The sequence below is a fragment of the Streptomyces sp. CA-294286 genome (assembly GCF_050947155.1).
Classification (GTDB): Bacteria; Actinomycetota; Actinomycetes; order Streptomycetales; family Streptomycetaceae; genus Streptomyces.
The window spans coordinates 2,975,641-3,000,477 of sequence record NZ_CP192005.1; the positions used below are offsets into that span (position 1 = coordinate 2,975,641).

Below are 24,837 nucleotides of genomic sequence, written 5' to 3' on the forward strand. Positions count from 1 at the left end.
TGGCTCATGGTGCCCGCGGCCGACCGCGTCAAGAAGCCCGGACTCAGCAGCGTGTGGCTCGCCGAGAAGTCGCCTCGCGGGGGCGGCGGGGGCAAGGACGGCAGCGGGGCCCGGAGCGGAGGCCCCCGGGACGACGACGGGGCCCGGAGCGCCGGAAGCGGGCGCGGGTCCGGCGGCGGGGCCGCCGGCACGGGCCGCCGGGCCGCCGATCCGGACCGTCGGAACGACACGGGGCTCGACCGGGACAGGATCACCGCCACGACGGTCGCCCTCCTCGACGCCGACGGGCTCGCCAAGTTCTCCATGCGCCGCCTGGCCGCCGAACTGAACGTCACCGCGATGTCCGTCTACTGGTACGTCGCCAACAAGGACGACCTCCTGGAACTCGCCGTCGACCACGTGGCCGCGGAGCTCGACCTCCCCGACCCGGAGGACGACACCGACTGGCGCGTGCAGTTGCGGCAACTCGCCCAGAGTTACCGGGAGTTGTTGGTCCGGCACCCCTGGGTCGCGCCTCTGATCGGCCGCTTCCTGAACATCGGACCGTGCATGAGGGCGTTCTCCGACGCCACGCTGCGACTGATGCGCAAGACCGGTGTCCCGAAGGAGCGGCACGGTGGAACGACGGCCGCCGTCTTCCAGTTCGTGTACGGGTTCGCGACAAGCGAGGCGCAGTACTACCAGCTGTCGGCGGAGGCGGGCGTCTCTCCGGACGCGTTCTTCCGGGAGGCGATGGGCGTGATCGCCGGGGAGCTGGCGGGCTCGCAACTGCTCCGTGACTCCACGGAGGTGATGGAGGCGCGCGGCGGTGACACGGTCGCGGAGATGTACGGACGGGACTTCGACAACGCACTGGACGTACTGATCCGGGGCATCGAGGCGACGAGCGCGGACGCCTAGCGCGGGGGCGCGAGGCGAGTACGCCGGGGCGAGGAGCGGGGTGCGGGGGCGTGTGCCGGGTGTAGGGCGCGGGTACGCGACGGCGGGCCCTGGGGCGCGGGCGCGGGGTGCAGGGACGTGGGCCGGGTGTAGAGCGCGGTCGTGTGGTGGTCGGTTGGGGCGTCGTGGCTGGGCGCGGGGCGCGCGTACGCAGCGGCGAGGCGCGGGGTGCCGGGTACGTGGGGCCGCCGGGTGCGGGGCGCGGATGCGCGGGACGGACCACCAGGGCCGACGCGTGGTGACCGGGGCTACGGGCGCGGGCGCGTGGTGACCGGGCAGGGGCGTGGACGCGCAGCACCCGTGCGAGGCGACCCGGCCCGGAGCGCCGGTATGCCGGCAGCCTTCACGAGCCGTCCGCGTCTCCCAGCTCCAGCTCCAGTTCGTCCGCCCCTTCCACCGCCTCCAGCACCGTCCCGTACACCGGTAGGTCCCTGCGGATGCCCGTCAGGGTGATCACCCGGTAGGCGGCTCCGCCGGTTTCCGGGGTGCCACCCGCCGCCAGCCGCACCGCGACGCCCGATCGGACCGCATGCTCCCGCGTCGCGGAGACGAGACGGGCGCCGCGGCTGTCCATGAACGCCGTACCGGTGAAGTCGAGCACGAGGGTGTCGATACGGGCGTGCAGCGCGTCCACGGCGGCCCGCATCTCCCCGTACAGCTCCTCGTAGTTGGCCAGATCGATCTCGCCGGGCATGGTCAACAGCAGGCAGCGGCGGGTGCGATGGGGTGCGTCGTGGAGGATCAGAGTCAGACGGAAGGGCACAGCGCTCACCTGTCCGAGGCCGACGGCAGTCGGTGCGCGTCGTGGTCGGTGGGGCCTTTTCCTGACCGGGACCTCCATTGGACCACGCCCGTGCGGCCCGGTCGAGTAGCCGGCATGTGATCGGTACGACGGCCCGCGAGGGCTTCGCCGCAGGACAGAAGCCGACACGGACGGATAGAGTCTGTTCGTCCTTTGCTCGCAGTCGGGAATGTGCTGCGGAGCTCTCCCGGGCACGGTCGCGTCCATGGCCGTGCGCGCCGAAGAGGTTCGTGGTGACTGCGTCCGACATCCCTGAAATTTTCCATGCCCAGGCCGACTTCGGCCTGGCCGAACTGCTGACCTCCCTCGCGGTCGAACTCCACGAGACCGAGGGCCGCGAAGAGACGGCGCGGGCCGCCGTGCGGCTGGCCCGTGACGTGATCCCGGAGGCCGATCACGCGGGCCTCTTCCTGGTGGAACGCTCCGGGCGGGTCCGCTGCCTGGCCGACACGGTCGGGGGCGGCGACGCGGAGGTCGTGCTGCCGGTCCCCGGGGAGGACCTGTGGTCGTCCCCGGTGTCCCGCGTGGCAGACCTCTCCGCCCTTCGGGTCCCGGACGGCAGCCACGGCTCCGACGACCCCTGTGCGCCCGGTGGTTCGAAGGGCCCGGTCGGCACGGCGTCGCCCGGTTCCGCGCTCTTCCTGCGCCTGCGCGGCCACCGCAACCGCTTCAGCGTGCTCACCCTGCACACGACGACCCCGCACGCCTTCGCCGGAGACGAGACGATTCGCCGGGGACGGCTGGTGGCGGCGCACGTCGGGCTCGCCCTCGAAGCCGCCGACGTACAGGAACAACTGACCGAGGCGATGCACACCCGCGACGTGATCGGCCAGGCCACCGGCATCCTGATGGGCAGGCTCGACATCGATGCCGCGCAGGCCTTCGACCGGCTGGTGCGCACCTCGCAGAAGGGGAACGTCAAGCTGCGGGACATCGCGTCCCGCATCGTCAACGCCACCGCCGGAGAGCGACCCGAATGAGGACGCGCAGCGACCCAGTGTGACGATTGTGTGTCTCTTCGCCGCGTTTCCGGGCGGATCTGGGGCATCAGCGGAGACATGACGGACACCACTGACGTAGGCGCGGACCCGGGGCGGTCCAGCACGCCGCACACCGGATTCGACCTCGGCTCGGTGCACGACGCACTCGCCGACTGGCGGGGCCTGGACTCCTTCCTCCAGGAACTGACAGTGCAGGCGGTGCGCATGGTCGACAGCGCCGACTCGTGCAGCGTCACGATGCACAGAGGCGGCCGACTGGTGACGACCGCGACCAGTGACAGCCAGGCGCTGGTGCTCGACGCCCTCCAGTACGAGGTGGAGGCCGGGCCGTGCGTGTGCAGCCTGGAGAAGGGCGTCGAGATGTACGTCGCCGACACGCTCAGTGAGCAGCGGTGGGGGCCCTACCCCCGGCTCGCCGCCGCCCAGGGCATCAGGTCGGTCTTCGCGGCACCGCTGTCCGTACAGGTGAGGGTGGCGGACCCGCCCACGCGTTCCACGCCCGAGGTGCGGCGGAACACGGTGGGAGCGCTCAACCTCTACTCGCGGAAGCCGAGGGCTTTCCAGGAGGACATGGAGGTCGCCCGGCGCTTCTCCGAACAGGCGGCGGGCGCGGTCGCGGTCGCCCAGCGCATCGAGCAGGAGGCGGAGGCGGCGGAGGACCTGCGGGCGGCGATGCGGTCCCGGTACGTCATCGACCAGGCCATAGGCATCGTGATGGCCCGGCAGAGATGTCCGGCGGACGAGGCGCTGGGCGTCCTGCGGAGGGCTTCGCAGGGGCGGAACGTGAAGCTGCGGGAGCTGTGTGCGGAGCTGGTGATGCAGACCGGGGGCAGCCCTCCCAAGCCCGGCTCCTTCGCCAACCGCGGTTGACTCCACGCGGCGGTTGACTGCACGCGGCGGTGCCCGCTCCCACGCGACGGTGCCCGCCTTCACGCGACGGCGCAGTTCGCCTCGTGCGGCCCTCTCGCGTGGGCTTCCGCCGCCTGCGGGCTCGTCGAACGTGGGCTGCTTGCGGGGCGGGGACCTTGGCGGGGCGTAGGGGCGGAGGTGCGCGTTCCGCGTGGGGCCGCCCCCTTGCCCGCCCGTTCCGCCCCCGGGGGGCGGCCCCGCCGCCCAAGGGGGCTGCGCATGACGGCGGCCCCACCGCTCAAGGGGGTACGGCGTGCGGCCCTGCCGCCCAAGGGGGCTGCGTATGGCGGCGGCCCCACCGCTCAAGGGGGTACGGCGTGCGGCCCTGCCGCCCAAGGGGGCTGCGTATGGCGGCGGCCCCGCCGCTCAAGGGGGGTACGGCGTGCGGCCCTGCTGCACGAGAGCTGCGTGTGGGGGTGGCTCCGCCGTCCAGGGGGCTGACAGGGGTCGGGGGCCTCTCACCCCTGCGGCAGCTGGCCCTGTACCGCCTGGACATCGATCTCCACCCTCAGCGTCGCCCCGATCGCCGAGATGCCCGCCTGCACCACCTGGTTGTAGTTCATCGCGAAGTCGTCCCGCCGCAGGTCCGCCGTGGCGTGGAACGCCGCCCGCACGCCGCCCCACGGGTCCGGTCCCGTACCGAGGTAGCCGAGGTCGAGGGCCACGTTCCGTACGACCCCGTGCAGCGACAACTGCCCCTGGACCGTCCACCGGTCCGGACCGGCCGGTACCAGTCCCGTGCTCCGGTAGGTGATCTGCGGGTACGTTTCCGTGTCCAGGAAGTCGGGCGACTTCAGGTGTCCGTCGCGCATCGCGTTCCCGGTGTCGATCGACCCGGCCGAGATGACCGCCTCGACCCGCGAATCCTCCACGTTCTCGGCGATCTCGATCGTCCCCGCGAACTCCGTGAAGCGACCGCGCACGCTGGAGATGCCCAGGTGCTGGGCGACCGCGCCCACCGACGAGTGCACGGGGTCGACGGCCCACGTCCCCGGCGGCGGAAGCTCCACGCCGCCCTGCCGCGTCAGCACCACGTTGCCCGCGTCGATCCGCCCGGCCGCCGTGACCAGCGCGGTCGAGGCGACGGGCGCGTACCCCACGGCGGTCACGATGACCGTGTACGGGCCGGCCGGCAGCGTCGCGCCGTCCGTGACCGTCCCGTCCGCGTCGGCCGCGGCCCGCAGCACCTGCGTGCCGGTCATGTCGGTGACGGTCACCACGGCGTGCTGCACGGCCCAGCCGTCCCGGGTCCGTACCTGTGCGCGAAGTCCCATACCGATACCTGCCTGCATCTCTCTCGTACGTACGAAGCCGGTGGCTCCGGAGGAAGCCCCCGCGGAAGAAGGACGGAACGCCGACCGCGGAAGGCGAACCGGAGGAGGAAAAGGAGGGGCGGCAGGCCGTCCCCTGCCTGCCGCCCCCTCGTCCCCAGGCCCCGGGCCGCGCCTCCGCTCGGCACGCGCCCCCGGGCCGGAGGTGTGCGCTACTCGCCGGGGTGGGCGAGCTCGATGTCGTGCGCGTCCACGCCGCGCCCCGCCACCGTCAGGTTGCCCGCCACCGGCGGGTAGCCGGTCGCGATGACCGTGTACTCGCCCGTGTCCAGGTCGGTGAAGGCGTACGCGCCGTCCTCACCGGTCGTGGAGGTGGCGACGACGTTGCCCGCCGCGTCCACGAGCGTGACGCGGGCGTCCGGCAGCGGCCGACGGGCGGAGCCCGCCCGTACGGTGCCCTGGACCAGCGCACCGGCCCGCAGGACGGCCTCGACCCGGGTGACGCCCGTGCCGCCGATCTCCACCGGGAGGGCCATCGGCCGGAACCCGGCGGCGTTGACCGCCACGGTGACCGGCCCCGGGACCAGCTCGCCGAACGCGAAGTCGCCGCTGCGGTCGGACGTGCCGGTGGCCAGCACGTCGCCGCGCACGTCGGTCACGATGACCATCGCGTCCGGGACGCCCGTCCCGTCGGCGGCGCTGCGCACCGCACCGCTCAGGCCGCTCGTGCCGGAGAGCAGGATGTCGTACGCCATCGGCTCGTCCCCGACGGTCACGGTCGACGCCTGCGGCTGGAAGCCGTCCGCCGAGGCGATCAGCACGTACGAGCCCGCGCTCGGGGCGTCCACGGCGTAGCGCCCGTCGGGCTGGGCCACCGACCGGCCGAGCTGGCGTCCCGCGAGCGAGATCAGCGTGACGGCCGCTCCGCGCACCGAGGTGCCTTCGGCGGTGCGCACGGTGCCGTGCAGCGTCCGTCCGGTGGGCGGGGCGGAGGGCAGGGGCATCGTCTGCTCCTCCCGCGTACGGTCCTCGAAGGTCTCGGCGGTGGCCATCCCCATGCCTCCGGCGGCGGCCTCGACCGGGGTCGCGGCCGGGGCGCGGGTGGCGACGGTGGCCGGGATGTCGCCGTCGTGGGTGGTCTTCAGGGCGACCTCCTTGACGAAGACGACCATGATCAGGCCGAGCAGGGCGATGGGGGCGGCGTAGAGGAACAGGTCCGCGACGCCGTCGCCGTACGCGCTCTCCATGACGGTCCGCAGCGGGGCCGGCAGCTTGTCCATGTCGGGGATGCTGTTGCCCGTGGCCGCGCCGCCGGGCGGGAGCTGGATGTGCGCCTTCTCCAGGCCGTCCTCGACGTAGTGCGTGATCCGGGTGGAGAGGACCGCGCCGAGCGCCGAGACGCCGAGCGTGCCGCCCAGGGTGCGGGTGAAGGTGATCAGCGAGCTGGCCGAGCCGAGGTCCTGCGGCTTGACCTGGTTCTGCGAGGCGAGCACCAGGTTCTGCATCATCATGCCGAGGCCGAGGCCGAGGATCGCCATGTAGATGGCGACCTGCCAGTAGTCGGTGTCGTACGCGATGGTGGACAGCAGACCGAGGCCCGCGACCAGGCCGACGCCGCCGCCGACGAGGAAGCCCTTCCAGCGGCCGGTCTTGGTGATGATCGCGCCGGAGATCGTCGAGGAGAGGAACAGACCGGCGATCATCGGGATGGTCATGACGCCGGACATCGTCGGCGACTTGTCCCGGGCGAGCTGGAAGTACTGGCTCAGGAAGACGGTCGAACCGAACATCGCGACACCCACGAAGAGGCTCGCCGCGGCGGTCAGCGCGATCGTGCGGTTGCGGAAGAAGCGCAGCGGGATCAGCGGCTCGGCGGCCTTGGTCTCGACGACGATGAACAGCGCGGCGAGCACGATCGAGCCGCCGACCATGGCGTAGGTCTGCCAGGAGATCCAGTCGTAGTTGTCGCCCGCGAGGGTCACCCAGATCATCAGCAGCGACGCGGAGGCGGCCAGGAAGAACGCGCCGAGCCAGTCGATCTTGACCTTGCGCTTGACCACGGGCAGGTGCAGCGTCTTCTGGAGGATGATCAGCGCGAGCGCCGCGAAGGGCACGCCCACGTAGAAGCACCAGCGCCAGCCGAGCCACGAGGTGTCGGTGATGACGCCGCCGAGCAGCGGGCCGCCCACGGTGGCGACCGCGAACGTGGCCCCGATGTAGCCGGAGTACCGGCCGCGCTCGCGCGGCGGGATCATCGCGGCGATGACGATCTGGGAGAGCGCGACCAGACCACCGGTTCCGATGCCCTGGAGGACGCGGAAGGCGATCAGGGTCCCGGTGTTCTGCGACAGGCCGGCCAGCGCCGAACCGATCACGAAGATCACCAGGGACACCTGGACGAGCAGCTTCTTGCTGAAGAGGTCCGCCATCTTGCCCCAGATGGGGGTGGTGACCGCCATCGACAGCATCGCCGCCGTGACGACCCAGGTGTACGCGGACTGCGTGCCGTCGAGGTCGCGGATGATCTCGGGGAGGGCGTTCGACACGATGGTCGACGACAGCATCGCGACGAACATGCCGAGCAGGAGGCCCGCGAGGGCTTCCATGATCTGGCGGTGTGTCATCGGTGCGGCGCTGTCGGGGGCAGGAGCCGGGTGGCCTCCGTGCTTGGCGTGGCCGCCCCGCACACCGGTCGGTGTGGTCGTAGCCAATTGAATCCTTTTCCTTTACGCAGGTGTTGCGGGTATCGCGGAAGTCGTGAGGGGGCCGCCGGACGGGGCGAGTGCGCCGCAGTCGTGCGGTGCGGAGGTCCACGAGCGGCAGTCGCCGAAGCTGTCGCGCAGCCGGGCGAGCATGGTGTTGAGCTGCCCGACCTCGTCGTCGGACCAGTCCCCGAGGGTGTGGGCGAGGACGTCGGTGGTGCGCAGGGAGAGCTCGTGCAGCACGGCGCTCCCCGCGTCGGTGAGGTGGAGGATGCGGGACCGCTTGTCGCCCGGGTCGGGCGAGCGGTCGATCCAGCCGCGCTCGGCGACATGGGCGACATGTCGACTGGTCACCGAGATGTCGATGGCCATGAGCTCGGCGAGTCGGCTGAGCCGCATGTTGCCGTGGCGTTCGAGAAGGGTGAGCACCGCGGCGGAGCCGGGCGGGCACTCGACGGGCAGGATGCGGGCGAGCCCTCTCTTCACGGCACCTATGGCACTGAGCTGGCGGGCCAGCTCTTCGTACTGGCTCTTTGCGGCCATGGCACCTCCCGGAACTGCGGTACGTCCAGATCCACGCTGTCGCCCCGAGGGGCATCTTGTTGCTTTAGGCAACCGTATGACTAGATGGTTGCTTCAGACAAGTTAATTTCGGGCCTCTGGGGCAAAGGAATCCAAAAGGCTCCGTGACCGGTCGGTCAAGGAGTCCGTGGGGGCGCGTAAAGCCGCAGCTCAGTACATATGGGCGCACGGGCTGTCGCTGGGGCCCCCACCTTCGCTAGGGTCTCGCGCATGGCACACAACCCCCAGGCCCCCCAGGGCCAAGGTCCCGAGGGCAACTACGACCCGGCGGGCAGCACGCAGATGTTCCGCGCGTTCGTGGACGAGGAGCCCGCGCAGCAGCGCCGTTCCCAGCCGGCCGCGCAGGCGTCGGGTCCCAGGACAGGGCTGATCATCGGCATCGTCGCCGTCGTGCTCGTACTGGCCGCGGTGGCCTGGCTCGCCCTCGGCTGACCTTCTCCGCCCCTCGCGGCCGGGCGGCGGTGACCCGGCGGGCGCCCGTGCGTCCCCGGCGGCACCCGTCGGGCGCGTCCACAGCATCCGAGCACGTCACGATCCTGGTCGCACCCGGTCCGGTCTGCGGGCCGGGTGGGGGCTGGGCGGCGCGCACGGCCGACCGAGCGCCGAGAAGGCGCGTCGAGAACGCCGACGTGCCGGCACGCGCGGTCCGGCGCATCCGGCCGTAGCGCTGCCCGGCGCGCCGGTCCCGGCCTTCGATGACGTACCGCCGGGCGCGCAGCATGCGCCCGGCGTCATGCGGACCGGCTACGAACCTCCGCTGCACGAGGGCGAGTTGCCGACGGTCCGACGAACGGCCAGTTCGCACCCGGAAGTGCGTCGGACGCGTGCGGCGGTAGTGCTTCGTTCGCGTGCGGCGGTGCCCTCAACTCACCCCAGGGCGATACGCCCCCCAGCTCGACCCGGGGCGGCACGGACTCCACCTCGCCCCGGGCGACACGGACCCTCACTCGCCCCCCCCGGGCGACACGGACCCTCACTCGCCCCCCCCGGGCGACACGGACCCTCACTCGTCCCCGGGCGGTACGGCAGGGCCGCACCCGCCCTCCACCGGCACTCGCTGCCGTCGCATCCGGGCACCCCGCCTGGCACGCCGTCATCTCGCGGACGGGGACGGTGACTTCGGCCGCCCGAGTCGCCCCGGTCAGTCGGCGATGAGCCCTTCCCGGAGCTGGGCGAGCGTACGGGTCAGCAGTCGCGAGACGTGCATCTGGGAGATGCCGACCTCCTCGCCGATCTGCGACTGCGTCATGTTCGCGAAGAACCGCAGCATGATGATCTGGCGCTCGCGCGGCGGCAGTTTGGCCAGGAGCGGCTTCAACGACTCGCGGTACTCGACGCCTTCGAGAGCGGTGTCCTCGTAGCCGAGCCGGTCCGCCAGCGAGCCCTCGCCGCCGTCGTCCTCCGGGGACGGCGAGTCCAGGGAGGAAGCCGTGTACGCGTTGCCGACGGCGAGGCCGTCGACCACGTCGTCCTCGGACACCCCGAGCACCGCGGCGAGTTCGGGCACGGTCGGCGAGCGGTCCAGCTTCTGCGCCAGCTCGTCGCTGGCCTTGGTGAGGGCCAGTCGCAGTTCCTGGAGCCGGCGCGGCACCCGCACCGACCACGACGTGTCGCGGAAGAAGCGCTTGATCTCGCCCACGACGGTCGGCATCGCGAAGGTGGGGAACTCCACGCCACGCTGACAGTCGAAGCGGTCGATCGCCTTGATCAGGCCGATCGTGCCGACCTGGACGATGTCCTCCATCGGCTCGTTGCGGGAGCGGAAGCGCGCGGCCGCGTACCGCACGAGCGGGAGGTTGAGTTCGATGAGGGTGTCGCGGACGTACGTGCGTTCCGGGCTGTCCTTCTCAAGGACGGCGAGCCGCAGGAACAGGGAGCGGGAGAGCGTGCGGGTGTCGAGTGCTTCCGGCTGGGTGACGATCGGCGCTGCCTGAACGGACGGCCCGTCAACTCCTGCTGTCGGGGCGTGCGTTGCGCGCTCCGACGTCGGCTGGAGCGGAATAGCAGGGATCACCGGAGCATGGTCGAGCATGTCGGGCGCATCCTTGATGAGCACCTTCGAACTGCCCTGTTCTACGGACATGCCACCCCCTCTTAGGGTCGCGGACGGTAGCGGCAGACGCTTCCCGTCGGAGGAAGCAGCCTCCACCTGAATACCGGAGGCGGAGCTGCGGCAAACGCGGTTCCAGCAGAATGTCACATGTCGGCAACGCGCTGTAGCGCCAAGTCGACAAATACATGCAGGAAAGAGGGGGTGTGCGGCTTTTCTTCCCCCAGCAGCTTTCGGCCGGGTGTACCCGTGGGGATTAAGCCTCGATCCGATTTGCGGATCGCAGTCGGGCGAAGCTGCGGGCGAGCAACCGCGACACGTGCATCTGGGAAACGCCCAGCTCGGCGCTGATCTGGGACTGCGTCAGATTGCTGTAGTAGCGCAGCATCAGGATCCGCTGCTCGCGCTCGGGGAGCTGGACGAGCAGGTGGCGTACGAGGTCCCGGTGCTCGACTCCGGCCAGCGCGGGGTCCTCGTACCCGAGGCGGTCGAGCAGGCCGGGCAGGCCGTCGCCCTCCTGGGCGGCTTCGAGGGAGGTGGCGTGGTAGCTGCGTCCCGCTTCGATGCAGGCCAGCACGTCCTCCTCGGAGATCTTGAGGCGCTCGGCGATCTCGGCGGTCGTGGGAGAGCGGCCGTGCGCGGTGGTGAGGTCCTCGGTGGCCCCGTTGACCTGCACCCACAGCTCGTGCAGGCGGCGGGGGACGTGCACGGTGCGCACGTTGTCGCGGAAGTACCGCTTGATCTCACCGACGACGGTGGGCATCGCGAAGGTCGGGAACTGCACGCCCCGGTCCGGGTCGAACCGGTCGATGGCGTTGATCAGACCGATGGTGCCGACCTGGACGACGTCCTCCATCGGCTCGTTGCGGGAGCGGAAGCGGGCGGCGGCGTACCGCACGAGCGGGAGGTTCGCCTCGATGAGTGCGGCCCGTACCCGGGCGTGTTCGCGGCTGCCCGGCGTGAGGTCCTTGAGCTGGCCGAACAGGACCTGGGTGAGGGCCCGGGTGTCGGCTCCCCGGGTGCGTGCGGCGGGGGTGCCGGGAATGCGCTCGGGGGTCTCGGTGAGGACGGCGTCGGTGGGGGTTCCTTCCGGGGACGTCCCCTGGGTGGGCGGCGCTTGCGGAGCAGTACTGGCCGGCACAGTGCACGCCACCCCTTTTTCGGTCGCTACGTTGACACTTCGTTTCATTCATCCGTCAAAAGCGGTCATAGCATCACAAGACATGTGCACCGTAATCAAGCACCACATAACGTCGTGTTGTGTGCAACTTCGGGCATAGTTACGCAAAAACCCCGCATCGAGGCGATGCGGGGCCGGGCGTTTCCTGCGGTGCGGGGCCGAAGTCCCGGCGACCGGTGCCGGACCGGTGCCGAACGGGGCTCCAGTGGCCGGTTCCGACCGGTTCTGGCCGGAACTCCAGCAGCCGGTTGCGGCCGGGACTCCGGGGGCCGGTTCCGGCGGGGGACTCCGGGGCCCGGTACGGGCGGTGACCTCGGCGACTAGAAGGGGTAGTCGGCGATCACCCAGGTGGCGAACTCGCGCCACTGCGCGGCGGCGGCCTGGTGGGCCGGGTGCTCCACGTAACGCGTCAGGGCGTCGGCGTCCGCGACCGCGGAGTTGATGGCGAAGTCGTACGCGATGGGGCGGTCGCTGATGTTCCAGGCGCACTCCCAGAACTCCAGCTCCGGGATGACACCGCCGAGTTCGGCGAAGGCCTTCGCGCCGGCCTGCACGCGCGGCTCGTCGCGGTCGACGCCTTCGTTGAGCTTGATGAGGACCAGATGGCGGATCACGGAGCACTCCTTGGGGAAGAGGAGCGGCCTCTTGCTGGTCGGACGGGCTCACTGCACCGGCCTGGTCACTTCACCGGGCCGGTGATTGCGCCGGGTTGGTCAGTTCACCAGGTTGGTCATGAACGTGCCGATGCCACGGGCCGCGTCGGACAGGCCCTGGAAGCCTAGCCCGACCATGTTGGCGGCCTTGTCCGGGGAGACGATGATCGTGTACAGCACGAAAACGATCAGGATGTACAGAATGGCCTTCTTGATGTCCACGCCCAGACCCTCCCCTGTGGCCCGCTGAGCAGTCGCGAGAGTCTAACCGTACGGACGCACAACTCAAGTGGCGGTACGCGTTCGACCAGCGGGCTCTTTGCGCCCCGGGCATGCCTTCACAGGGGACCAAGGACCTGCCGGGACGGGCCGTTCGGCGTGGATGTCGTGCGCGCGGAGGGGGCAGGATCATCCGTGAGCCCGAAGGGATCTGGCAGGAGTCCCCCGGGCGAGGAGCCGGCCTCATGGCGGGGTCCGTGCCGTGCGGTCCCCCGACCGTGGCGCGGGCACCGAGGCCCGTTCTCATCGGGGGAAGCGGCTTGTCCCCCGGTGCCGCTTCCCCCGTCCCACACTCCCCTCCCGCCCCTTCGCCCCCATGCGTGCCGCGTGCCGTGTGCCGTGTGCCGTGTGCCGTGTGCGAGCCCACCTTGTCCCCCGGTGCCGCTTCCCGTGTCCCGGACTCCCCTCTTCGCCCTCACCCGTGGCGTGCGCGAGCCCACCTTGCCCCCCTGTGCCGCTCCCCCCGGCCCCGGGCTCTCCTCCCCGCCCCCATGCGTGCCGCGCGCGAGCGCACGGAGCGCCCGCAGGCCGTGCCGAACTCAGCCCGTTCGGGCTCAACGGGTCCCGTCCGCGCCGCAGAGGTCCCCTCCGCGCGCCCCGGGACATGAAGAAAGCCCCTCCGGTCTCCCGGAGGGGCTCTTCGATGGCGGTAGCGGTGGGATTTGAACCCACGGATAGCTTGCACCATCACACGCTTTCGAGGCGTGCTCCTTAGGCCACTCGGACACGCTACCGAGACAGAGTCTAGCCCACCGCGGGCAGTGCTTCGAAACCCGAGCCCGCCGGTCCGGCTGCACTCATGTCCGCCGGACGGGCCGACTCGTCCGCGCCGGTCCGGCTGCACTCATGTCCGCCGGACGGGCTGACTCGTCCCCGCCGACCCGGCTGCCCTCATGTCCGCCGGTCCGGCTGCCGTTCCCGGAAGAAGGCCGTCAGCTGCGCCGCGCACTCCTCCTCGCGCACCCCCGCGATCACCTCGGGCCGGTGGTTGAGCCGCCGGTCCCGCAGGAGGTCCCAGAGCGATCCCGCGGCGCCCGCCTTCTCGTCGTGCGCCCCGTACACCACCCGCTCGATCCGCGACTGCTGGATCGCGCCCGCGCACATCGTGCACGGTTCCAGCGTGACGACGAGCGTGCACCCCGCGAGACGCCACTCGCCGAGCTTCCCGGCCCCCCTGCGCAGTGCCAGTACCTCGGCGTGCGCGGTGGGGTCGCCGTGCAGCTCGCGCTCGTTGTGTCCGAGCGCGAGCACCTCCCCGGCCGGGGAGAGCAGGACGGCGCCGACCGGTACGTCACCGGCTGCCGCCGCCGCTGCCGCCTCGGCCAGGGCGAGCGTCATCGGCGTACGCCACGGGTCCCGTACGGGGTCGTGCTCCGGTACGGGGACCTGTTCCCGCGCGGGGCCGTTGCCGGGCCCGCGCTCAGGGTCGTGCCCCCGTACCGAGGAGCGCCCGGCGCCGTGCTCCGGGTCGTGTCCGGGAATCGCGACGTGCCGCACTAGCGGACTGCCTCCAGGATCTCGGCTGCGCCCAGTGCGTCCGTGATCTCGGACAGCGCCTCGCCGTCCAGGCCCAGGAGCTGCTTCTCGCCCAGGCCCAGATCGGCCAGGATCTGCCGGTCGCCGACCGGGCCCGCCGCGACCGGGACGGCCGGGCCGCTGTCGTGGGCGAGGCCCCCGGCCGCCTCACCGCTCGGTTCGCCGGCGCTCTCCTCGCCGGTGCGGTCGGGGGTCTCGCCGTCCTCGGTGCCGTCGAGGTCCAGCGCGTCCAGGTCGGCGGCGGCGTCGTCGCCGTTCCCGCCGAGCAGTTCGTCGGTGAGGATCTCCCCGTACGAAGAACGGGCCGCGGCGGCTGCGTCGGAGACGTAGATCCGCGGGTCCTCCAGGTCGTCGGTGCGGACGACGCCGAACCAGGCGTCCTCCTGCTCGATGTAGACGATCACCGTGTCGTCGTCGACCGAGCCCTCTCGGGCCAGTTCGACGAGATCCGACAGCGTTTCGACGTCGTCGAGCTCTGTGTCGCTCGCTTGCCAACCGTCTTCGGTGCGCGCGAGCAGTGCGGCGATGTACACCGTGACTCCCACTGATCAGAGGTGTGACGATTCAGCGGTGCTCCGCTCGGCCCCGCCCACTCGGAATCGTGGCAGAAACCGCGGCCGAGCGAGAGGTCTTCGGCTCTTGCGTCGTGCATCAGTCCGCCGGGTGAGACGTACGGACGTGATTTTCCCCCGTCTTTCCCGCACCTTCCCCGTCGCTTCGGCGCAGCTTTCCGCGGTGTCCCGGGTGCGTCCGCGGGCGCGGCGGCTACCAACGGAAGGTGCGCATCCGCATCTGTTGCCGCATCCTGGCCGCCCGCGCCCGCCGTGGCTGGACGCGGTCGCGGAGTTCCTTCGCCTCGTTGAGCTCGCGCAGGAACTGGGCGCGTCGGCGCCTGCGGGCCGCGTCGTTCTCCTCCGCCGACTGCGCCGTCTGCCGGGCGGTGGTCTGTGCGACGTCCTGGTCTGGCTGCTGTGTCATCGGGCGGACCGTCCCTGTGAGGCGGGGTTGGGTACGTCTTCACCTTCCCTCCGAATGCGGGGATGATGCGACCGCAGGGCGGCGACGGGCGCGCCGTCGGCACGTCCGGATACTGTGGAAACATGCGGATACACGTCGTCGACCACCCTCTCGTGGCGCACAAACTCACCACGCTGCGCGACAAGCGCACCGATTCCCCCACCTTCCGGCGCCTCGCCGACGAGCTGGTCACCCTGCTCGCGTACGAGGCCACCCGGGACGTGCGCACCGAACTGGTCGAGATCGAGACGCCGGTCACCCCGACCACGGGCGTCAAGCTGTCGCACCCGCGCCCCCTGGTCGTCCCGATCCTGCGCGCCGGCCTCGGCATGCTCGACGGCATGGTGCGGCTGCTGCCGACCGCCGAAGTGGGCTTCCTCGGCATGATCCGCAACGAGGAGACCCTGCAGGCGGAGACGTACGCGACCCGGATGCCCGAGGACCTCTCCGGCCGCCAGGTCTACGTACTGGACCCCATGCTCGCCACCGGCGGCACCCTGGTCGCGGCGATCCGTGAGCTCATCAAGCGCGGTGCGGACGACGTCACCGCGGTCGTGCTGCTGGCCGCGCCCGAGGGCGTCGAGGTCATGGAGCGGGAGCTGGCGGGGACGCCGGTGACGGTCGTGACGGCCTCGGTCGACGAGCGCCTCAACGAGCACGGCTACATCGTGCCGGGCCTCGGCGACGCGGGCGACCGGATGTACGGCACCGCGGAGTAGTCGGCCGGAGCGCCGGACACCGATTGGCGCGGGCGCGGCGGCCTCGGCGACGAGCCCGAGCAGGTGACGGGCCTCGGCATGCGACGAGCCCCGAGCGGGTGACCGGCCTCGGCGTGCGACGAGCCCGAGCAGTCGACGGGCCTCGGCGTGGACGAGCCCCGAGCGGGTGACCGGCCTCGGCATGCGACGTGCCCGAGCAGCCGCCGGGCCGCGGCCGACGTCACGCCTCGGCGGACGTCGAGCTTCTAACAGGTGTCACCGGAGGGCGCGGGGGCGGGCTTGGCCAGGGCGGCCAGGGCCGTGTCCGCGTCCTTCTTCGTGTCCAGGGACGTGAACTTGTCCCCGATGATCAGGTCGACCTCCTGCCCGGCGCGGGCGTCGGCCTTCTTCTCGGCGCCCTTCAGCTGGGTGGCGAGGACCGGGAGCTGGACGTCGAGGGACTTGGGGGCGCCGATCAGCAGCGCGGCCCCCTTGACCTTCTTGTCGTACTCCTTGGGCGCGTTCGCGAACTTCACGACCTGGAACCCGCGCTTCTTGAGCTCTTCGCCGACCTGCTTGGCGAGACCGCTGCGCGGGGTCGCGTTGTAGACGTTGACCTTGATCTCGGAGGGCTTGGGAGGCTTGGCCGCGGTGACCGCCCGCGCGGTGGTGGCGGGCTTGCAGTCGTGCTGCTTGCCACCCGCGACGGCCTTCTTCTCACCGCCCGTGAACACGTCGATGAGCTGCAACGTTCCCCAGCCGACGAGACCGAGGGCCGCGACGGCGGCCACCGCCAGGAGGGCGATCCGGCGTCGGTTACGGGGGCGGCGCATCCGAGGGTAGGCGTTACCCGTGATGCGGTACTTTCCGCCCATGCCGGGGGGAGTCAGCATGCTCATGGGCGCAGCGTAGTGCGGTCCGGCCGACTTGCGTACTAAATGATCAACGAATGGGTCAATGGCCGACCCAAAAGGGCCAATGGGACACCCGAGTGCCGTACGACCGGCGGCTGCGTGGTCGTCCGGTCGGGTGAGGAAGGGCCGCGCGGACCTCCCGGCGCGGGCCGGCTGACCGGATCCGCCGGGCACGGGTCGCCCCGGGCCGACGCGGGGCGGCCGAGCGGACCGACCGGCACGGCCGACCGAGCGGACCGGCTGGTGCGGGTCGGCCGGGCTCGGGTCGATGCGGGCCGCCTGCCGTGTGCGGACCGTTTGTGGGGCCGGTCGTGCGGACCGTTTGTGGGGCCGGTCGTGCGGACGCGGTCCTGCCGGGTCAGCCCAGGTCGAGGACGCGGGCGTGGAGCACCTGGCGCTGCTGGAGTGCGGCGCGGACGGCGCGGTGCAGCCCGTCCTCCAGGTAGAGGTCGCCCTGCCACTTCACGACGTGTGCGAAGAGGTCGCCGTAGAAGGTGGAGTCCTCGGCGAGAAGGGTCTCCAGGTCCAGCTGTCCCTTGGTCGTGACGAGCTGATCGAGGCGGACCGGGCGTGGCGCGACGTCCGCCCACTGGCGGGTGCTTTCCCGGCCGTGGTCGGGGTACGGCCGGCCGTTTCCGATGCGCTTGAAGATCACACGGAAAGCCTACCGGGCGAGGTGCTGCGGGCGCAGCCATGAGGCAGGGGTGCAAAGGTCGTATCCAGTGCCAGAACGGGAGCAAACGATGAGCGGAATTACCTCCTCCGGTGACCCGGGCAGTGCTCCTGCCCCTGCGTCGCCCTCTGCTTCGGCTTCCGCTCCGGGCTCCGGGGCGAAGACCGTGGCCGCGGGATACGCCTTCACCGGGCCCGCTCTGGATCTCGGGGCGCTGCTGTGGGACGGCAGGTGCCTCCCGGAGGCGCAGATCCGCGTCCCGCTCGCGATGCTGAACCGGCACGGTCTCGTCGCCGGGGCGACCGGCACGGGCAAGACCAAGACCCTGCAACTGATCGCCGAACAGCTGTCCGCGCAGGGGGTGCCGGTCTTCCTCGCCGACGTGAAGGGCGACGTGTCCGGGATCTCCGCCCCGGGCGGGGAGAACGAGAAGGTACGGGAACGGGCGGCGGCCGTGGGGCAGGAGTGGGCGGCGACCGGCTTCCCGTGCGAGTTCTACGCCCTGGGCGGCATCGGGCCGGGTATCCCGCTGCGCGCCACGGTCACCAGCTTCGGTCCCGTACTCCTGTCGAAGGTGCTCGGGCTCAACCGGACGCAGGAGCAGTCGCTCGGGCTGATCTTCCACTACGCCGACCGCAAGGGTCTCGAACTCGTCGACCTCAAGGACCTGCGGGCGGTCGTCGCGTTCCTGGTGTCGGACGTGGGAAGGCCCGAACTCAAGGGAATCGGCGGGCTGTCGACGGTGACGGCCGGTGTGATCCTGCGGGCGCTGACGACGTTCGAGCAGCAGGGGGCGGGGGAGTTCTTCGGGGAGCCGGAGTTCGACACGAACGAACTGCTGCGGCGGGCGCCGGACGGACGCGGACTGGTGTCGGTGCTGGAATTGGCGGCCGTGCAGCAGAATCCGCAGCTCTTCTCCACCTTTCTGATGTGGCTGCTCGCGGACCTCTTCCACGACCTGCCGGAGGTGGGCGACCTGGACCGGCCGAAACTCGTCTTCTTCTTCGACGAGGCGCACCTGCTGTTCAACGGGGCGTCGAAGGCGTTCCTGGAATCGATCACCCGGACGGTCCGGCTGATCCGCTCGAAGGGGGTGGGCGTCTTCTTCGTCACGCAGACCCCCAAGGACGTCCCGGCGGACGTCCTCGCCCAGCTCGGCAACCGGGTGCAGCACGCGCTGCGGGCCTTCACGCCGGACGACGAGAAGGCGCTGCGGGCGACGGTGAAGACCTTCCCGAGGTCGCCGTACGCGCTGGGAGAGGTGCTGACCGGCCTGGGCACGGGGGAGGCGGTCGTCACCGTACTGAGCGAGGAGGGCGCCCCGACGCCCGTGGCGGCCGTGCGGATGCGGGCGCCGCAGTCGTTGATGGGGCCGGTGGGGGCGGCGGAGCTGGACCGGGCGGTCAGGTCGTCGTCGCTGTACGGGCGCTACGCACAGGCGGTCGACCGGGAGTCGGCGTACGAGAAGTTGCAGGCGCCGCCGGTGACGGAAGCGCCGGCGGAGGTGCCCGCGGGGACGGTGGCTCCCGAGCGCGCCGACCCGTCGTTGCTGGAGCAGGTCGTCGGGAGCGGAATGTTCAAGTCGCTCACCCGGTCGATCGGAACGCAGCTGGGCCGGGAGATCAGCCGGTCGCTCTTCGGCACCTCGCGCCGAAGGCGCTGAGACGGCGGGTGGGGGCGCTTCCGGCGATGAGTTTCGCGGGCTGCCGGAGTCTCTACTGGCAGACCGATTCACTTCTGGTTCCGTATGCGGTTCCGGTGAGGAGCACACGATGAGTACTCGCGGATTCACCACCTGCCTGTGGTTCGACGGCCGGGCACAGGAGGCGGCGGACTTCTATCTGTCCGTCTTCAAGGACGGCTCGCGCGGGCAGACCCTGCACTACACGGACGCCGGGCCCGGCCCCGCGGGCTCGGTCCTGACCGTCGAGTTCGAGGTGAACGGCCAGAAGTTCATGGCCTTGAACGGGGGCCCGCAGTTCACGTTCAACGAGGCGGTCTCCTTCGTGATCGAGACCGACGACCAGGCGGAGACCGACCACTACTGGAGCAGGCTCACCGAGAACGGGGGCGAGGAGGGCCACTGCGGATGGCTGAAGGACAGGTTCGGGGTGTCCTGGCAGGTCGCGCCCAAGGAGGTGACCGAACTCATCGCTGACGAGGACGGTGCGAAGGCGACCCGGGCGACGAAAGCGCTGTACACGATGAAGAGGATCGACATCGCCGCGGTGCGCGAGGCACACGCGGGCGAGTAGAAGGGCCACCCGACGGGTCCCTGTTTCACGTGAAACACGGTCCCGTCCCGGGCGATGTGCGGACGGGACCGCGCACCCGCGTACAGGCCGGAATCGCTCACATCGCCGGGATGTCCAGGTGACGGAGCTTCTCCGGGTTGACGACGACGTCGATGCCGGTGATGCGGCCGTCCGCGCCGACGGTGAAGGAGAACGCTCCCGTCCAGCCGTCCGCCCTCGCGTCCAGGACCAACCCGGGAGCGCCGTTGACCTCGTACGGCAGCAGGCGCAGGGTCCCCGGGTCGAAGTCGCGGTACAGCCGCCCGGCGAACTGCGCGACCCGTTCCGCTCCGACGAGCGGCTTGCGGGCGGCGGTGACGACTCCACCGCCGTCGGAACGCCAGACGACCTGCGGATCGAGGACGGTGAGTAGCGCGTCGAGGTCGGCGCCCCCGGTGACCGCGGCGAGGAAGGACTCCACGGCCCGCCGGTGCTCGGTTCGGTCGACGGTGCGACGCGGCTTGCCGTCCCGCACGTGCTTGCGTGCCTGCGAGGCGAGCTGCCTGACCGCCGCCGGTGACTTGCCCAGCGTCTCGGCGATCTCCGGGAACGGCACGTCGAAGACGTCGTGCAGCACGAAGGCGGTGCGCTGTGCGGGGGTGAGGTTCTCCAGGAGGGCGAGCACGGCCGTGCTGACGGACTCGTCGAGGGTGGCGCGTTCCTCGGGTCCGTCGGCGGCGGGCGCGGTGACCAGCGGCTCGGGCAGCCAGGGTCCGACGTAGCGTTCGCGGCGGGCGCGGGCGGAGGTCAACTGGTCGTAACAGATGCGGCTGACGGTGGTGGTGAGGTACGCGCGGGGGTTGTCGGCGGTTCCGTCGTCGAGCGCGTGCCACCGCAGCCAGGCCTCCTGCACGGCGTCCTCGGCGTCGGAGACCGAGCCCGTGATGCGGTAGGCCACAGCGCGCAGATGCGAGCGATGCGTCTCGAACTGGGCCGTCTCCGCCATGAGTTGAGAATAGGCAGGGCGGACGCGGAGCCGAGGGGCGGGGGCCTGTATGTGTGGCGACCGGCGTGCCGAAACGGCCGGGGGGACCCGCACAGAAGCCGAACGCGAGACTCTGACCTGCGGCGATTCAGCTGGCAGGACTGATTGTCAGACCCCTGTGGAAGCATTCTCGGTGTCAGCTGTAAACGACACGGTTTGCGGGTGGGGGTCATGGTTGCTTCGTACGGATGTGACGCGTGCGGCGGGCCGCACGGCAGGTGGCGGTCGGTACTGGGGCGGGCCGTGTGTGCGTCGTGCGCGCGGGCCGACGGAGGCAGGGAGCCGGTACCGCTGGCGGAGGTGCTGGCGGTGGCCGCGATCGAACTGGGTACGGCGGCGCGGCAGCTGAGGGCGGTTCCCGATCCGCGTACCTCCGGCGGCACCTCGTGCAAACGGTGCGGGGCGTCGGCCGAATGGCATCGCACGGTGCGCGGGAAGTGGATCCTGATCGAGCCGGGCGAGCGCGCCGTCGGGTCCGTGCCGGCTGGCAAGCGGTGGCGGATCGCGGGTGACGGGACGGCCGTCAACCTGGGGTCGGCCATACCGGCGGACACCTGCCGGATCAGCCACTTCGACCTGTGCCCGGCCCGGTCGGCGGGAGCGGCGGCAGCCGTCGCCTGAGGGGGCGCAGAGGCAGGGCAGGGGGCGGGGTGCCGAGGGCAGGACCACTCTCTCAAGCCGCTCTCCGGCCGGGCGGCGTCGTGGGCCGACAGCGTCCTGGTGCTGTCCTGCGCCGGAGCGGTCGCCGTGCTGTTCTGCGCACCGGGGCAGTGGTTCGCCTTGCAGCGGCGGGGGTGCGGGCGGTGGCCCGGCCCGGGAGGCCCCGGGGCGTACCACCGCCCGACTGTCCCTCGTGCGTTACGACGTCAGCGCGTCGTGCCCGTGGCCCGAGTGGCCGCCCGAGCCGCTGTCGCCGCCCGTGGTGGGCTTGGAGACGACCGGCTTGTCGAGCGAGCTCAGGTCGTGCGCGTAGGTGCCGACCGCGTTGGCGATGACGTCGACGTTGATGTCGAGCGCCTTGTGGTTGATGTTCGTGATGTCGTCGCACTTCGCGTGGTAGCACTTGTCGTACGCGACACCCGCCTCGCCGCCGAACTTGGCGGCCTGCGCCGGCGTCTTGATGCCCTCGGCGCCGGTGAACGTGCCGCCCGACGGGATGCCCACCTCGATGAACGGGCCGTAGTCCGAGCGACCGCTGAAGTCGGTGCCCTCGTGCGGGAGCTTCTTGCTGTCGAGGAAGTCGGTGATGTCCCTCTCCAGCTGGGCCGAACCCTCCGGGCCCGGACCCGCGCCGACGCCGTCCGAGTCGTCGCCGTCGTACACGAACTGGCCGAAGTTCGGCGAGGCGATCATGTCGAAGTTGAGGTACAGCTTGATCTTCGCGCGCTGCTCGGGGGTGAGCTTGGCGACGTAGTCCTCGGCGCCGAGCAGACCCAGCTCCTCCGCGGACCACCAGGCGAAGCGGACCTTGTTGGCGGGCTGCTTGCCGTTCTTGGTGGCCTTGGCGAGCTTGAGGGCGACCTCGATGAGGCCCGCCGAGCCGGACGCGTTGTCGTTGATGCCCGGCCCTTCGGCGACCGAGTCCAGGTGTGCGCCGAGCATGACCGTGTTGGCGGCGTTGCCGCCCTTGGTCTCCGCGATGACGTTGCGGGTGGTCTTCTTGGACTGGGCCTGGCGGATGTCCAGGTTGACCGTGACCGGGCCCTTGGCGACGTCGGCGGCCAGCGCCTCGCCGTCGGCCTGGGAGATGCCGCCGGTCGGGATCTTGCCGTCCTCGGGGCTGCCGAGGGTGCCGTTGAGGTCGCCCGCCTCGTTGTTGTAGATGATCGCGGCGGACGCGCCCGCCGTCGCCGCCGTCGCCTGCTTCTGCGCGAAGCTGCAGCCGCCGCGCTTGATCAGGGCGATCTTTCCGGCGAACCCGGCGGCGTAGTCCTCCGCCTCGCAGCCCGTGGTGGCGTCCACGGGTACGGCCGCGACCGCCGCGTTCAGACCACCGACCGGGGTGGACTTGGTGTACGACATCGCGATGACCTTCACGTCGCGCGGCGCGGGTGCGACCACCGACAGTTTCTCGGCCTGCGTCACGATGGACGTGAACTCGAACGCCTCGTAATGAACGTCGTAGCCCGCCTTCTTCAGCAGGCTGAAGACGTACGCGCCGGACGCGTCGTGACCGAGCGAGCCCGCGGCACGGTTGCCGCCCGCCGAGTCGGCTATCGCCTGGAACTGTTTCAGGTGCTGGTAGGCGCCCGGACCTGAGGAGTCGTTCACCAGCTTCTTCGCCAGTTTGGCCGCCTCCTTGCCCGGGGCCGAGCCGCCGCGCTGCGCGGTGGCGGGGGATGCGGCGGCGAGCATGAGGGGGGTGGCGATCGCCAGGGATGCGACGGCTGCCACAGCTCTGCGACTGCGGGATGAAGCGTTCACAGGAGTCCTCTCGGTGCGAACAAATGTGAGGGGAAGTTAACGATTCTTGAGGCTTCTGGGAATGGTTACGTCGTAACTCGTGGGCCTGAGTGTCGATACGTGTCACTCCGTCCGCCCGCGACGACGGCCGAATGGCGCTCCTCAGTCACCCGAGGCGTGCGGGCGCGGAGTTGATGCGTGGCACGGGGCGTGCGAGTACGGCGTCGGCGCGTGGCATGGGGCGTGCAGGTGCGGAGTCGGGGTGCGGCACGGGGCGTGCGGGTGCGGAGTCGGGGTCCGCGCGCCGAGCGTGCGGGTGCGGAGTCGGTGCGTGGCACGGGGCGTGCGTGGGCAGAGACGGGGTGCGGCGGGCGTGCGTAGGCCGAGGGTGGGGTGCGGAGGGCGTGCGCGTGCGGAGCTGGTGCGCGGCACGGGGCGTACGTGGACAGAGTCGGCGGGGTGCGGAGGGCGTGCGCGTGCGCGGAGCCGCGTACGACACCGGTCGGGAGGTTCGGCCCTTCTCACCGGCCTCGGCCCCAGGCAGCACCCCGTTCGGTGACGTTCGGCGATCCCACCGGCCTCGGTGTGGGCCTCGGCCTCGGTGTGGGCTCCGGCCTCGGTGTGGGCTCCGGCCTCGACGTGGGCTCCGGCCGCGGCCCCGACCGAGCGCGCGAGCCACCCCTTGCCACCCGCCCGTGCACCGCGTGACCACCCGCCCGTGCACGCCATGACCAACCGCCCGTGCACGCCATGACCAACCGCCCGTGCACCGCATGACTACCCGCCCGCGCACCCCTTTGTGAAACACCTCACAAAGAATGCGGCAGCCCCGCGGGCAACTGACCGGAACGTCCGCGTTCGGTCAGCGGGTTTGTCTCGCCGTTCGTTCACCGCGGGTGGACTCCCCTTACCCCGGCTCCTTGCCCGGCCGTACGATCTCCCAGCAGCCGCCCGCGTGAGCAGGGCTCCGCAGCGGCGCCCCACTCTTTCGCTCCCCCACGTGCTTCCGGTCCGCCTCGGACCGCTCACCGTGACGACGCCCGGGTCGAGGCGGTCGGCAAGCTCGCTGCCGCGGCGGCGGCCCTGGAGACCGCCAAGGCGGTCAAGGACCTCGCCGACAAGGCGCTGAAGGCCGCCGAGGCGGAGGCCGCCAAGCCCGACCCGACCCAGCCCCCCGTCGACCCGACGAAGCCGCCGGTGGAGCCGACGAAGCCGCCGGTGGACCCGACCGAGCCGCCCGGCGAGCCGGGCGAGGACGACGAGTGCGTCGTCGACAGCTCCCTCACCACCACCCTCAACGGCCTGCCGTCGAAGGTCGTCGCCGGTACGACGGTGGACTTCACCCTCCGCGTCACCAACGGCACCGGCAAGGAACTCGACGAGGTCCAGCCGTTCGCCGCCGTCTTCGCCGACCCGAAGTCCGGCTCCGGCGACGTCGATTCGCTGCTGCGCCTCCAGGCCGCCACGGCCGGCTCGAACTCTTTCAAGGACGTCGAGGCAGCCGCGTACGCGGGCACCCTCACCCACCTGAAGGACGGCGCCTCCGCCGACCTGAAGCTGCGGCTGATCGTCGACGCCAAGGCCCCCGCGGCCGACGGCTACGGCTTCGTCGCCGGTGACTACTGGAACAACGACGGCTCCTGTGGTGGCAACGACTTCAGGGAGTACAACTTCTCGATCCTCGCGGCGGGCAGCAAGCCCGGCAAGGTCACCGAGTCCAAGCCCGGCAAGGTGAAGGACACCACCAAGGTCACCCTCCCGCAGGGCGGCCGGTCCGCCACGCCGGTCACGCCGGTCACCACGGACGCCTCCGGCAACCTCGCCGCGACCGGCTCCTCCGGCACCTCGCAGCTCGCCCTCACGGCCGGCGCGGCGATCGCACTCGGCGCCGGCGCGGTCTTCGTCGTCCGCCGCCGCAAGGCCGACCCGCGACCCTGACACCGAGAGCG

At 71.2% G+C, this 24,837-nt stretch carries 24 protein-coding genes and 1 tRNA gene; 9 read left to right on the forward strand and 16 right to left on the reverse strand.

The window, feature by feature from the left end; all coding sequences use genetic code 11:
* Positions 1–6 precede the first annotated feature (6 nt).
* On the forward strand, positions 7–900 hold the full coding sequence (locus ACQPZG_RS17965) for a TetR/AcrR family transcriptional regulator (protein ID WP_433546764.1): 894 nt from the start codon (positions 7–9) through the stop codon (positions 898–900).
* 382 nt (positions 901–1,282) lie between these two features.
* On the opposite strand, the gene ACQPZG_RS17970 is transcribed toward ACQPZG_RS17965, so the two are convergent.
* Complete coding sequence (locus ACQPZG_RS17970) at positions 1,283–1,702, reverse strand: STAS domain-containing protein (protein ID WP_433546765.1); 420 nt, start codon at positions 1,700–1,702, stop codon at positions 1,283–1,285.
* 272 nt (positions 1,703–1,974) lie between these two features.
* On the opposite strand from ACQPZG_RS17970, the gene ACQPZG_RS17975 reads away from it, so the two are divergent.
* Both ACQPZG_RS17975 and ACQPZG_RS17980 read left to right on the forward strand, forming a co-directional pair.
* A complete protein-coding gene (locus tag ACQPZG_RS17975) occupies positions 1,975–2,721 on the forward strand; it encodes an ANTAR domain-containing protein (protein WP_433546766.1) in 747 nt (248 codons plus the stop codon).
* A gap of 78 nt (positions 2,722–2,799) precedes the next feature.
* Entirely contained in the window at positions 2,800–3,612 is an 813-nt protein-coding gene (locus tag ACQPZG_RS17980; protein WP_433546767.1) for a GAF and ANTAR domain-containing protein, read from the forward strand.
* A 497-nt stretch (positions 3,613–4,109) separates the two neighbouring features.
* Here the strand turns inward: ACQPZG_RS17980 and ACQPZG_RS17985 are convergent, their stop codons facing one another.
* The 3 genes from ACQPZG_RS17985 to ACQPZG_RS17995 all read right to left on the reverse strand — a co-directional run bounded on the left by ACQPZG_RS17985 (position 4,110) and on the right by ACQPZG_RS17995 (position 8,167).
* Positions 4,110–4,925, reverse strand: coding sequence for a YceI family protein (locus ACQPZG_RS17985; RefSeq protein ID WP_433546768.1), 816 nt, complete (start codon positions 4,923–4,925; stop codon positions 4,110–4,112).
* 209 nt (positions 4,926–5,134) lie between these two features.
* Entirely contained in the window at positions 5,135–7,633 is a 2,499-nt protein-coding gene (locus ACQPZG_RS17990) for an MFS transporter (protein WP_433546769.1), read from the reverse strand.
* 15 nt (positions 7,634–7,648) lie between these two features.
* The gene (locus tag ACQPZG_RS17995) at positions 7,649–8,167 is read right to left on the reverse strand and encodes a MarR family winged helix-turn-helix transcriptional regulator (RefSeq protein WP_433546770.1); all 519 of its coding nucleotides are present in this window, start codon (positions 8,165–8,167) and stop codon (positions 7,649–7,651) included.
* Between the two features lie 249 nt (positions 8,168–8,416).
* Between ACQPZG_RS17995 and ACQPZG_RS18000 the strand changes: the two genes are divergently transcribed.
* Positions 8,417–8,638: a hypothetical protein gene (locus ACQPZG_RS18000; protein ID WP_185032288.1), complete on the forward strand. Its 222-nt coding sequence runs from the start codon at positions 8,417–8,419 to the stop codon at positions 8,636–8,638.
* Between the two features lie 709 nt (positions 8,639–9,347).
* Here ACQPZG_RS18000 and ACQPZG_RS18005 read toward each other — a convergent pair.
* From ACQPZG_RS18005 to ACQPZG_RS18040, 8 genes are all read right to left on the reverse strand, one after another.
* Entirely contained in the window at positions 9,348–10,289 is a 942-nt protein-coding gene (locus ACQPZG_RS18005; protein WP_433546771.1) for an RNA polymerase sigma factor SigF, read from the reverse strand.
* Positions 10,290–10,512: 223 nt separating this feature from the next.
* Positions 10,513–11,397, reverse strand: a complete 885-nt coding sequence (locus ACQPZG_RS18010) for an RNA polymerase sigma factor SigF (protein ID WP_433546772.1) — start codon at positions 11,395–11,397, stop codon at positions 10,513–10,515.
* 359 nt (positions 11,398–11,756) lie between these two features.
* Positions 11,757–12,050: a Dabb family protein gene (locus ACQPZG_RS18015; RefSeq protein ID WP_433546773.1), complete on the reverse strand. Its 294-nt coding sequence runs from the start codon at positions 12,048–12,050 to the stop codon at positions 11,757–11,759.
* Between the two features lie 99 nt (positions 12,051–12,149).
* Positions 12,150–12,311: a hypothetical protein gene (locus ACQPZG_RS18020; RefSeq protein WP_433546774.1), complete on the reverse strand. Its 162-nt coding sequence runs from the start codon at positions 12,309–12,311 to the stop codon at positions 12,150–12,152.
* 701 nt (positions 12,312–13,012) lie between these two features.
* Positions 13,013–13,102: transfer RNA gene (locus tag ACQPZG_RS18025), tRNA-Ser, on the reverse strand.
* Positions 13,103–13,259: 157 nt separating this feature from the next.
* Entirely contained in the window at positions 13,260–13,706 is a 447-nt protein-coding gene (gene tadA, locus ACQPZG_RS18030) for a tRNA adenosine(34) deaminase TadA (RefSeq protein WP_433549451.1), read from the reverse strand.
* Positions 13,707–13,864: 158 nt separating this feature from the next.
* The gene (locus tag ACQPZG_RS18035) at positions 13,865–14,437 is read right to left on the reverse strand and encodes a hypothetical protein (RefSeq protein WP_433546775.1); all 573 of its coding nucleotides are present in this window, start codon (positions 14,435–14,437) and stop codon (positions 13,865–13,867) included.
* 232 nt (positions 14,438–14,669) lie between these two features.
* The gene (locus ACQPZG_RS18040; RefSeq protein WP_185032276.1) at positions 14,670–14,882 is read right to left on the reverse strand and encodes a hypothetical protein; all 213 of its coding nucleotides are present in this window, start codon (positions 14,880–14,882) and stop codon (positions 14,670–14,672) included.
* 122 nt (positions 14,883–15,004) lie between these two features.
* Here ACQPZG_RS18040 and upp point away from each other — a divergent pair, with 122 nt between their 5' ends.
* On the forward strand, positions 15,005–15,640 hold the full coding sequence (gene upp / locus ACQPZG_RS18045) for a uracil phosphoribosyltransferase (protein WP_433546776.1): 636 nt from the start codon (positions 15,005–15,007) through the stop codon (positions 15,638–15,640).
* Between the two features lie 245 nt (positions 15,641–15,885).
* Here the strand turns inward: upp and ACQPZG_RS18050 are convergent, their stop codons facing one another.
* Together ACQPZG_RS18050 and ACQPZG_RS18055 are read right to left on the reverse strand one after the other, a co-directional pair.
* Entirely contained in the window at positions 15,886–16,518 is a 633-nt protein-coding gene (locus tag ACQPZG_RS18050) for a LytR C-terminal domain-containing protein (RefSeq protein ID WP_433546777.1), read from the reverse strand.
* A gap of 373 nt (positions 16,519–16,891) precedes the next feature.
* Positions 16,892–17,188: a type II toxin-antitoxin system VapB family antitoxin gene (locus ACQPZG_RS18055; RefSeq protein ID WP_096626547.1), complete on the reverse strand. Its 297-nt coding sequence runs from the start codon at positions 17,186–17,188 to the stop codon at positions 16,892–16,894.
* 88 nt (positions 17,189–17,276) lie between these two features.
* Here ACQPZG_RS18055 and ACQPZG_RS18060 point away from each other — a divergent pair, with 88 nt between their 5' ends.
* Positions 17,277–18,869, forward strand: coding sequence for a helicase HerA-like domain-containing protein (locus ACQPZG_RS18060; protein ID WP_433546778.1), 1,593 nt, complete (start codon positions 17,277–17,279; stop codon positions 18,867–18,869).
* A 109-nt stretch (positions 18,870–18,978) separates the two neighbouring features.
* On the forward strand, positions 18,979–19,461 hold the full coding sequence (locus tag ACQPZG_RS18065; protein ID WP_433546779.1) for a VOC family protein: 483 nt from the start codon (positions 18,979–18,981) through the stop codon (positions 19,459–19,461).
* 97 nt (positions 19,462–19,558) lie between these two features.
* Here ACQPZG_RS18065 and sigJ read toward each other — a convergent pair whose 3' ends face one another.
* The gene (gene sigJ / locus ACQPZG_RS18070) at positions 19,559–20,446 is read right to left on the reverse strand and encodes an RNA polymerase sigma factor SigJ (RefSeq protein WP_433546780.1); all 888 of its coding nucleotides are present in this window, start codon (positions 20,444–20,446) and stop codon (positions 19,559–19,561) included.
* A gap of 348 nt (positions 20,447–20,794) precedes the next feature.
* Between sigJ and ACQPZG_RS18075 the strand changes: the two genes are divergently transcribed.
* On the forward strand, positions 20,795–21,106 hold the full coding sequence (locus ACQPZG_RS18075; RefSeq protein WP_433546781.1) for a DUF6083 domain-containing protein: 312 nt from the start codon (positions 20,795–20,797) through the stop codon (positions 21,104–21,106).
* 237 nt (positions 21,107–21,343) lie between these two features.
* Here the strand turns inward: ACQPZG_RS18075 and ACQPZG_RS18080 are convergent, their stop codons facing one another.
* A complete protein-coding gene (locus ACQPZG_RS18080) occupies positions 21,344–22,879 on the reverse strand; it encodes a M28 family metallopeptidase (protein WP_433546782.1) in 1,536 nt (511 codons plus the stop codon).
* Between the two features lie 1,206 nt (positions 22,880–24,085).
* Here ACQPZG_RS18080 and ACQPZG_RS18085 point away from each other — a divergent pair.
* A complete protein-coding gene (locus ACQPZG_RS18085; protein WP_433546783.1) occupies positions 24,086–24,826 on the forward strand; it encodes an LPXTG cell wall anchor domain-containing protein in 741 nt (246 codons plus the stop codon).
* Positions 24,827–24,837 lie beyond the last annotated feature (11 nt).

Bases quoted from the DNA above. Each gene is read 5' to 3' on its own strand.
- ACQPZG_RS18050 (WP_433546777.1), bottom strand. From the start codon at position 16,518: ATGAGCATGCTGACTCCCCCCGGCATGGGCGGAAAGTACCGCATCACG.
- ACQPZG_RS18005 (WP_433546771.1), bottom strand. From the start codon at position 10,289: ATGTCCGTAGAACAGGGCAGTTCGAAGGTGCTCATCAAGGATGCGCCC.
- sigJ (WP_433546780.1), bottom strand. From the start codon at position 20,446: ATGGCGGAGACGGCCCAGTTCGAGACGCATCGCTCGCATCTGCGCGCT.
- upp (WP_433546776.1), top strand. From the start codon at position 15,005: ATGCGGATACACGTCGTCGACCACCCTCTCGTGGCGCACAAACTCACC.
- tadA (WP_433549451.1), bottom strand. From the start codon at position 13,706: ATGACGCTCGCCCTGGCCGAGGCGGCAGCGGCGGCGGCAGCCGGTGAC.
- ACQPZG_RS17980 (WP_433546767.1), top strand. From the start codon at position 2,800: ATGACGGACACCACTGACGTAGGCGCGGACCCGGGGCGGTCCAGCACG.
- ACQPZG_RS18000 (WP_185032288.1), top strand. From the start codon at position 8,417: ATGGCACACAACCCCCAGGCCCCCCAGGGCCAAGGTCCCGAGGGCAAC.
- ACQPZG_RS17985 (WP_433546768.1), bottom strand. From the start codon at position 4,925: ATGGGACTTCGCGCACAGGTACGGACCCGGGACGGCTGGGCCGTGCAG.
- ACQPZG_RS18060 (WP_433546778.1), top strand. From the start codon at position 17,277: ATGAGCGGAATTACCTCCTCCGGTGACCCGGGCAGTGCTCCTGCCCCT.
- ACQPZG_RS17965 (WP_433546764.1), top strand. From the start codon at position 7: ATGGTGCCCGCGGCCGACCGCGTCAAGAAGCCCGGACTCAGCAGCGTG.
- ACQPZG_RS18065 (WP_433546779.1), top strand. From the start codon at position 18,979: ATGAGTACTCGCGGATTCACCACCTGCCTGTGGTTCGACGGCCGGGCA.
- ACQPZG_RS18040 (WP_185032276.1), bottom strand. From the start codon at position 14,882: ATGACACAGCAGCCAGACCAGGACGTCGCACAGACCACCGCCCGGCAG.
- ACQPZG_RS17995 (WP_433546770.1), bottom strand. From the start codon at position 8,167: ATGGCCGCAAAGAGCCAGTACGAAGAGCTGGCCCGCCAGCTCAGTGCC.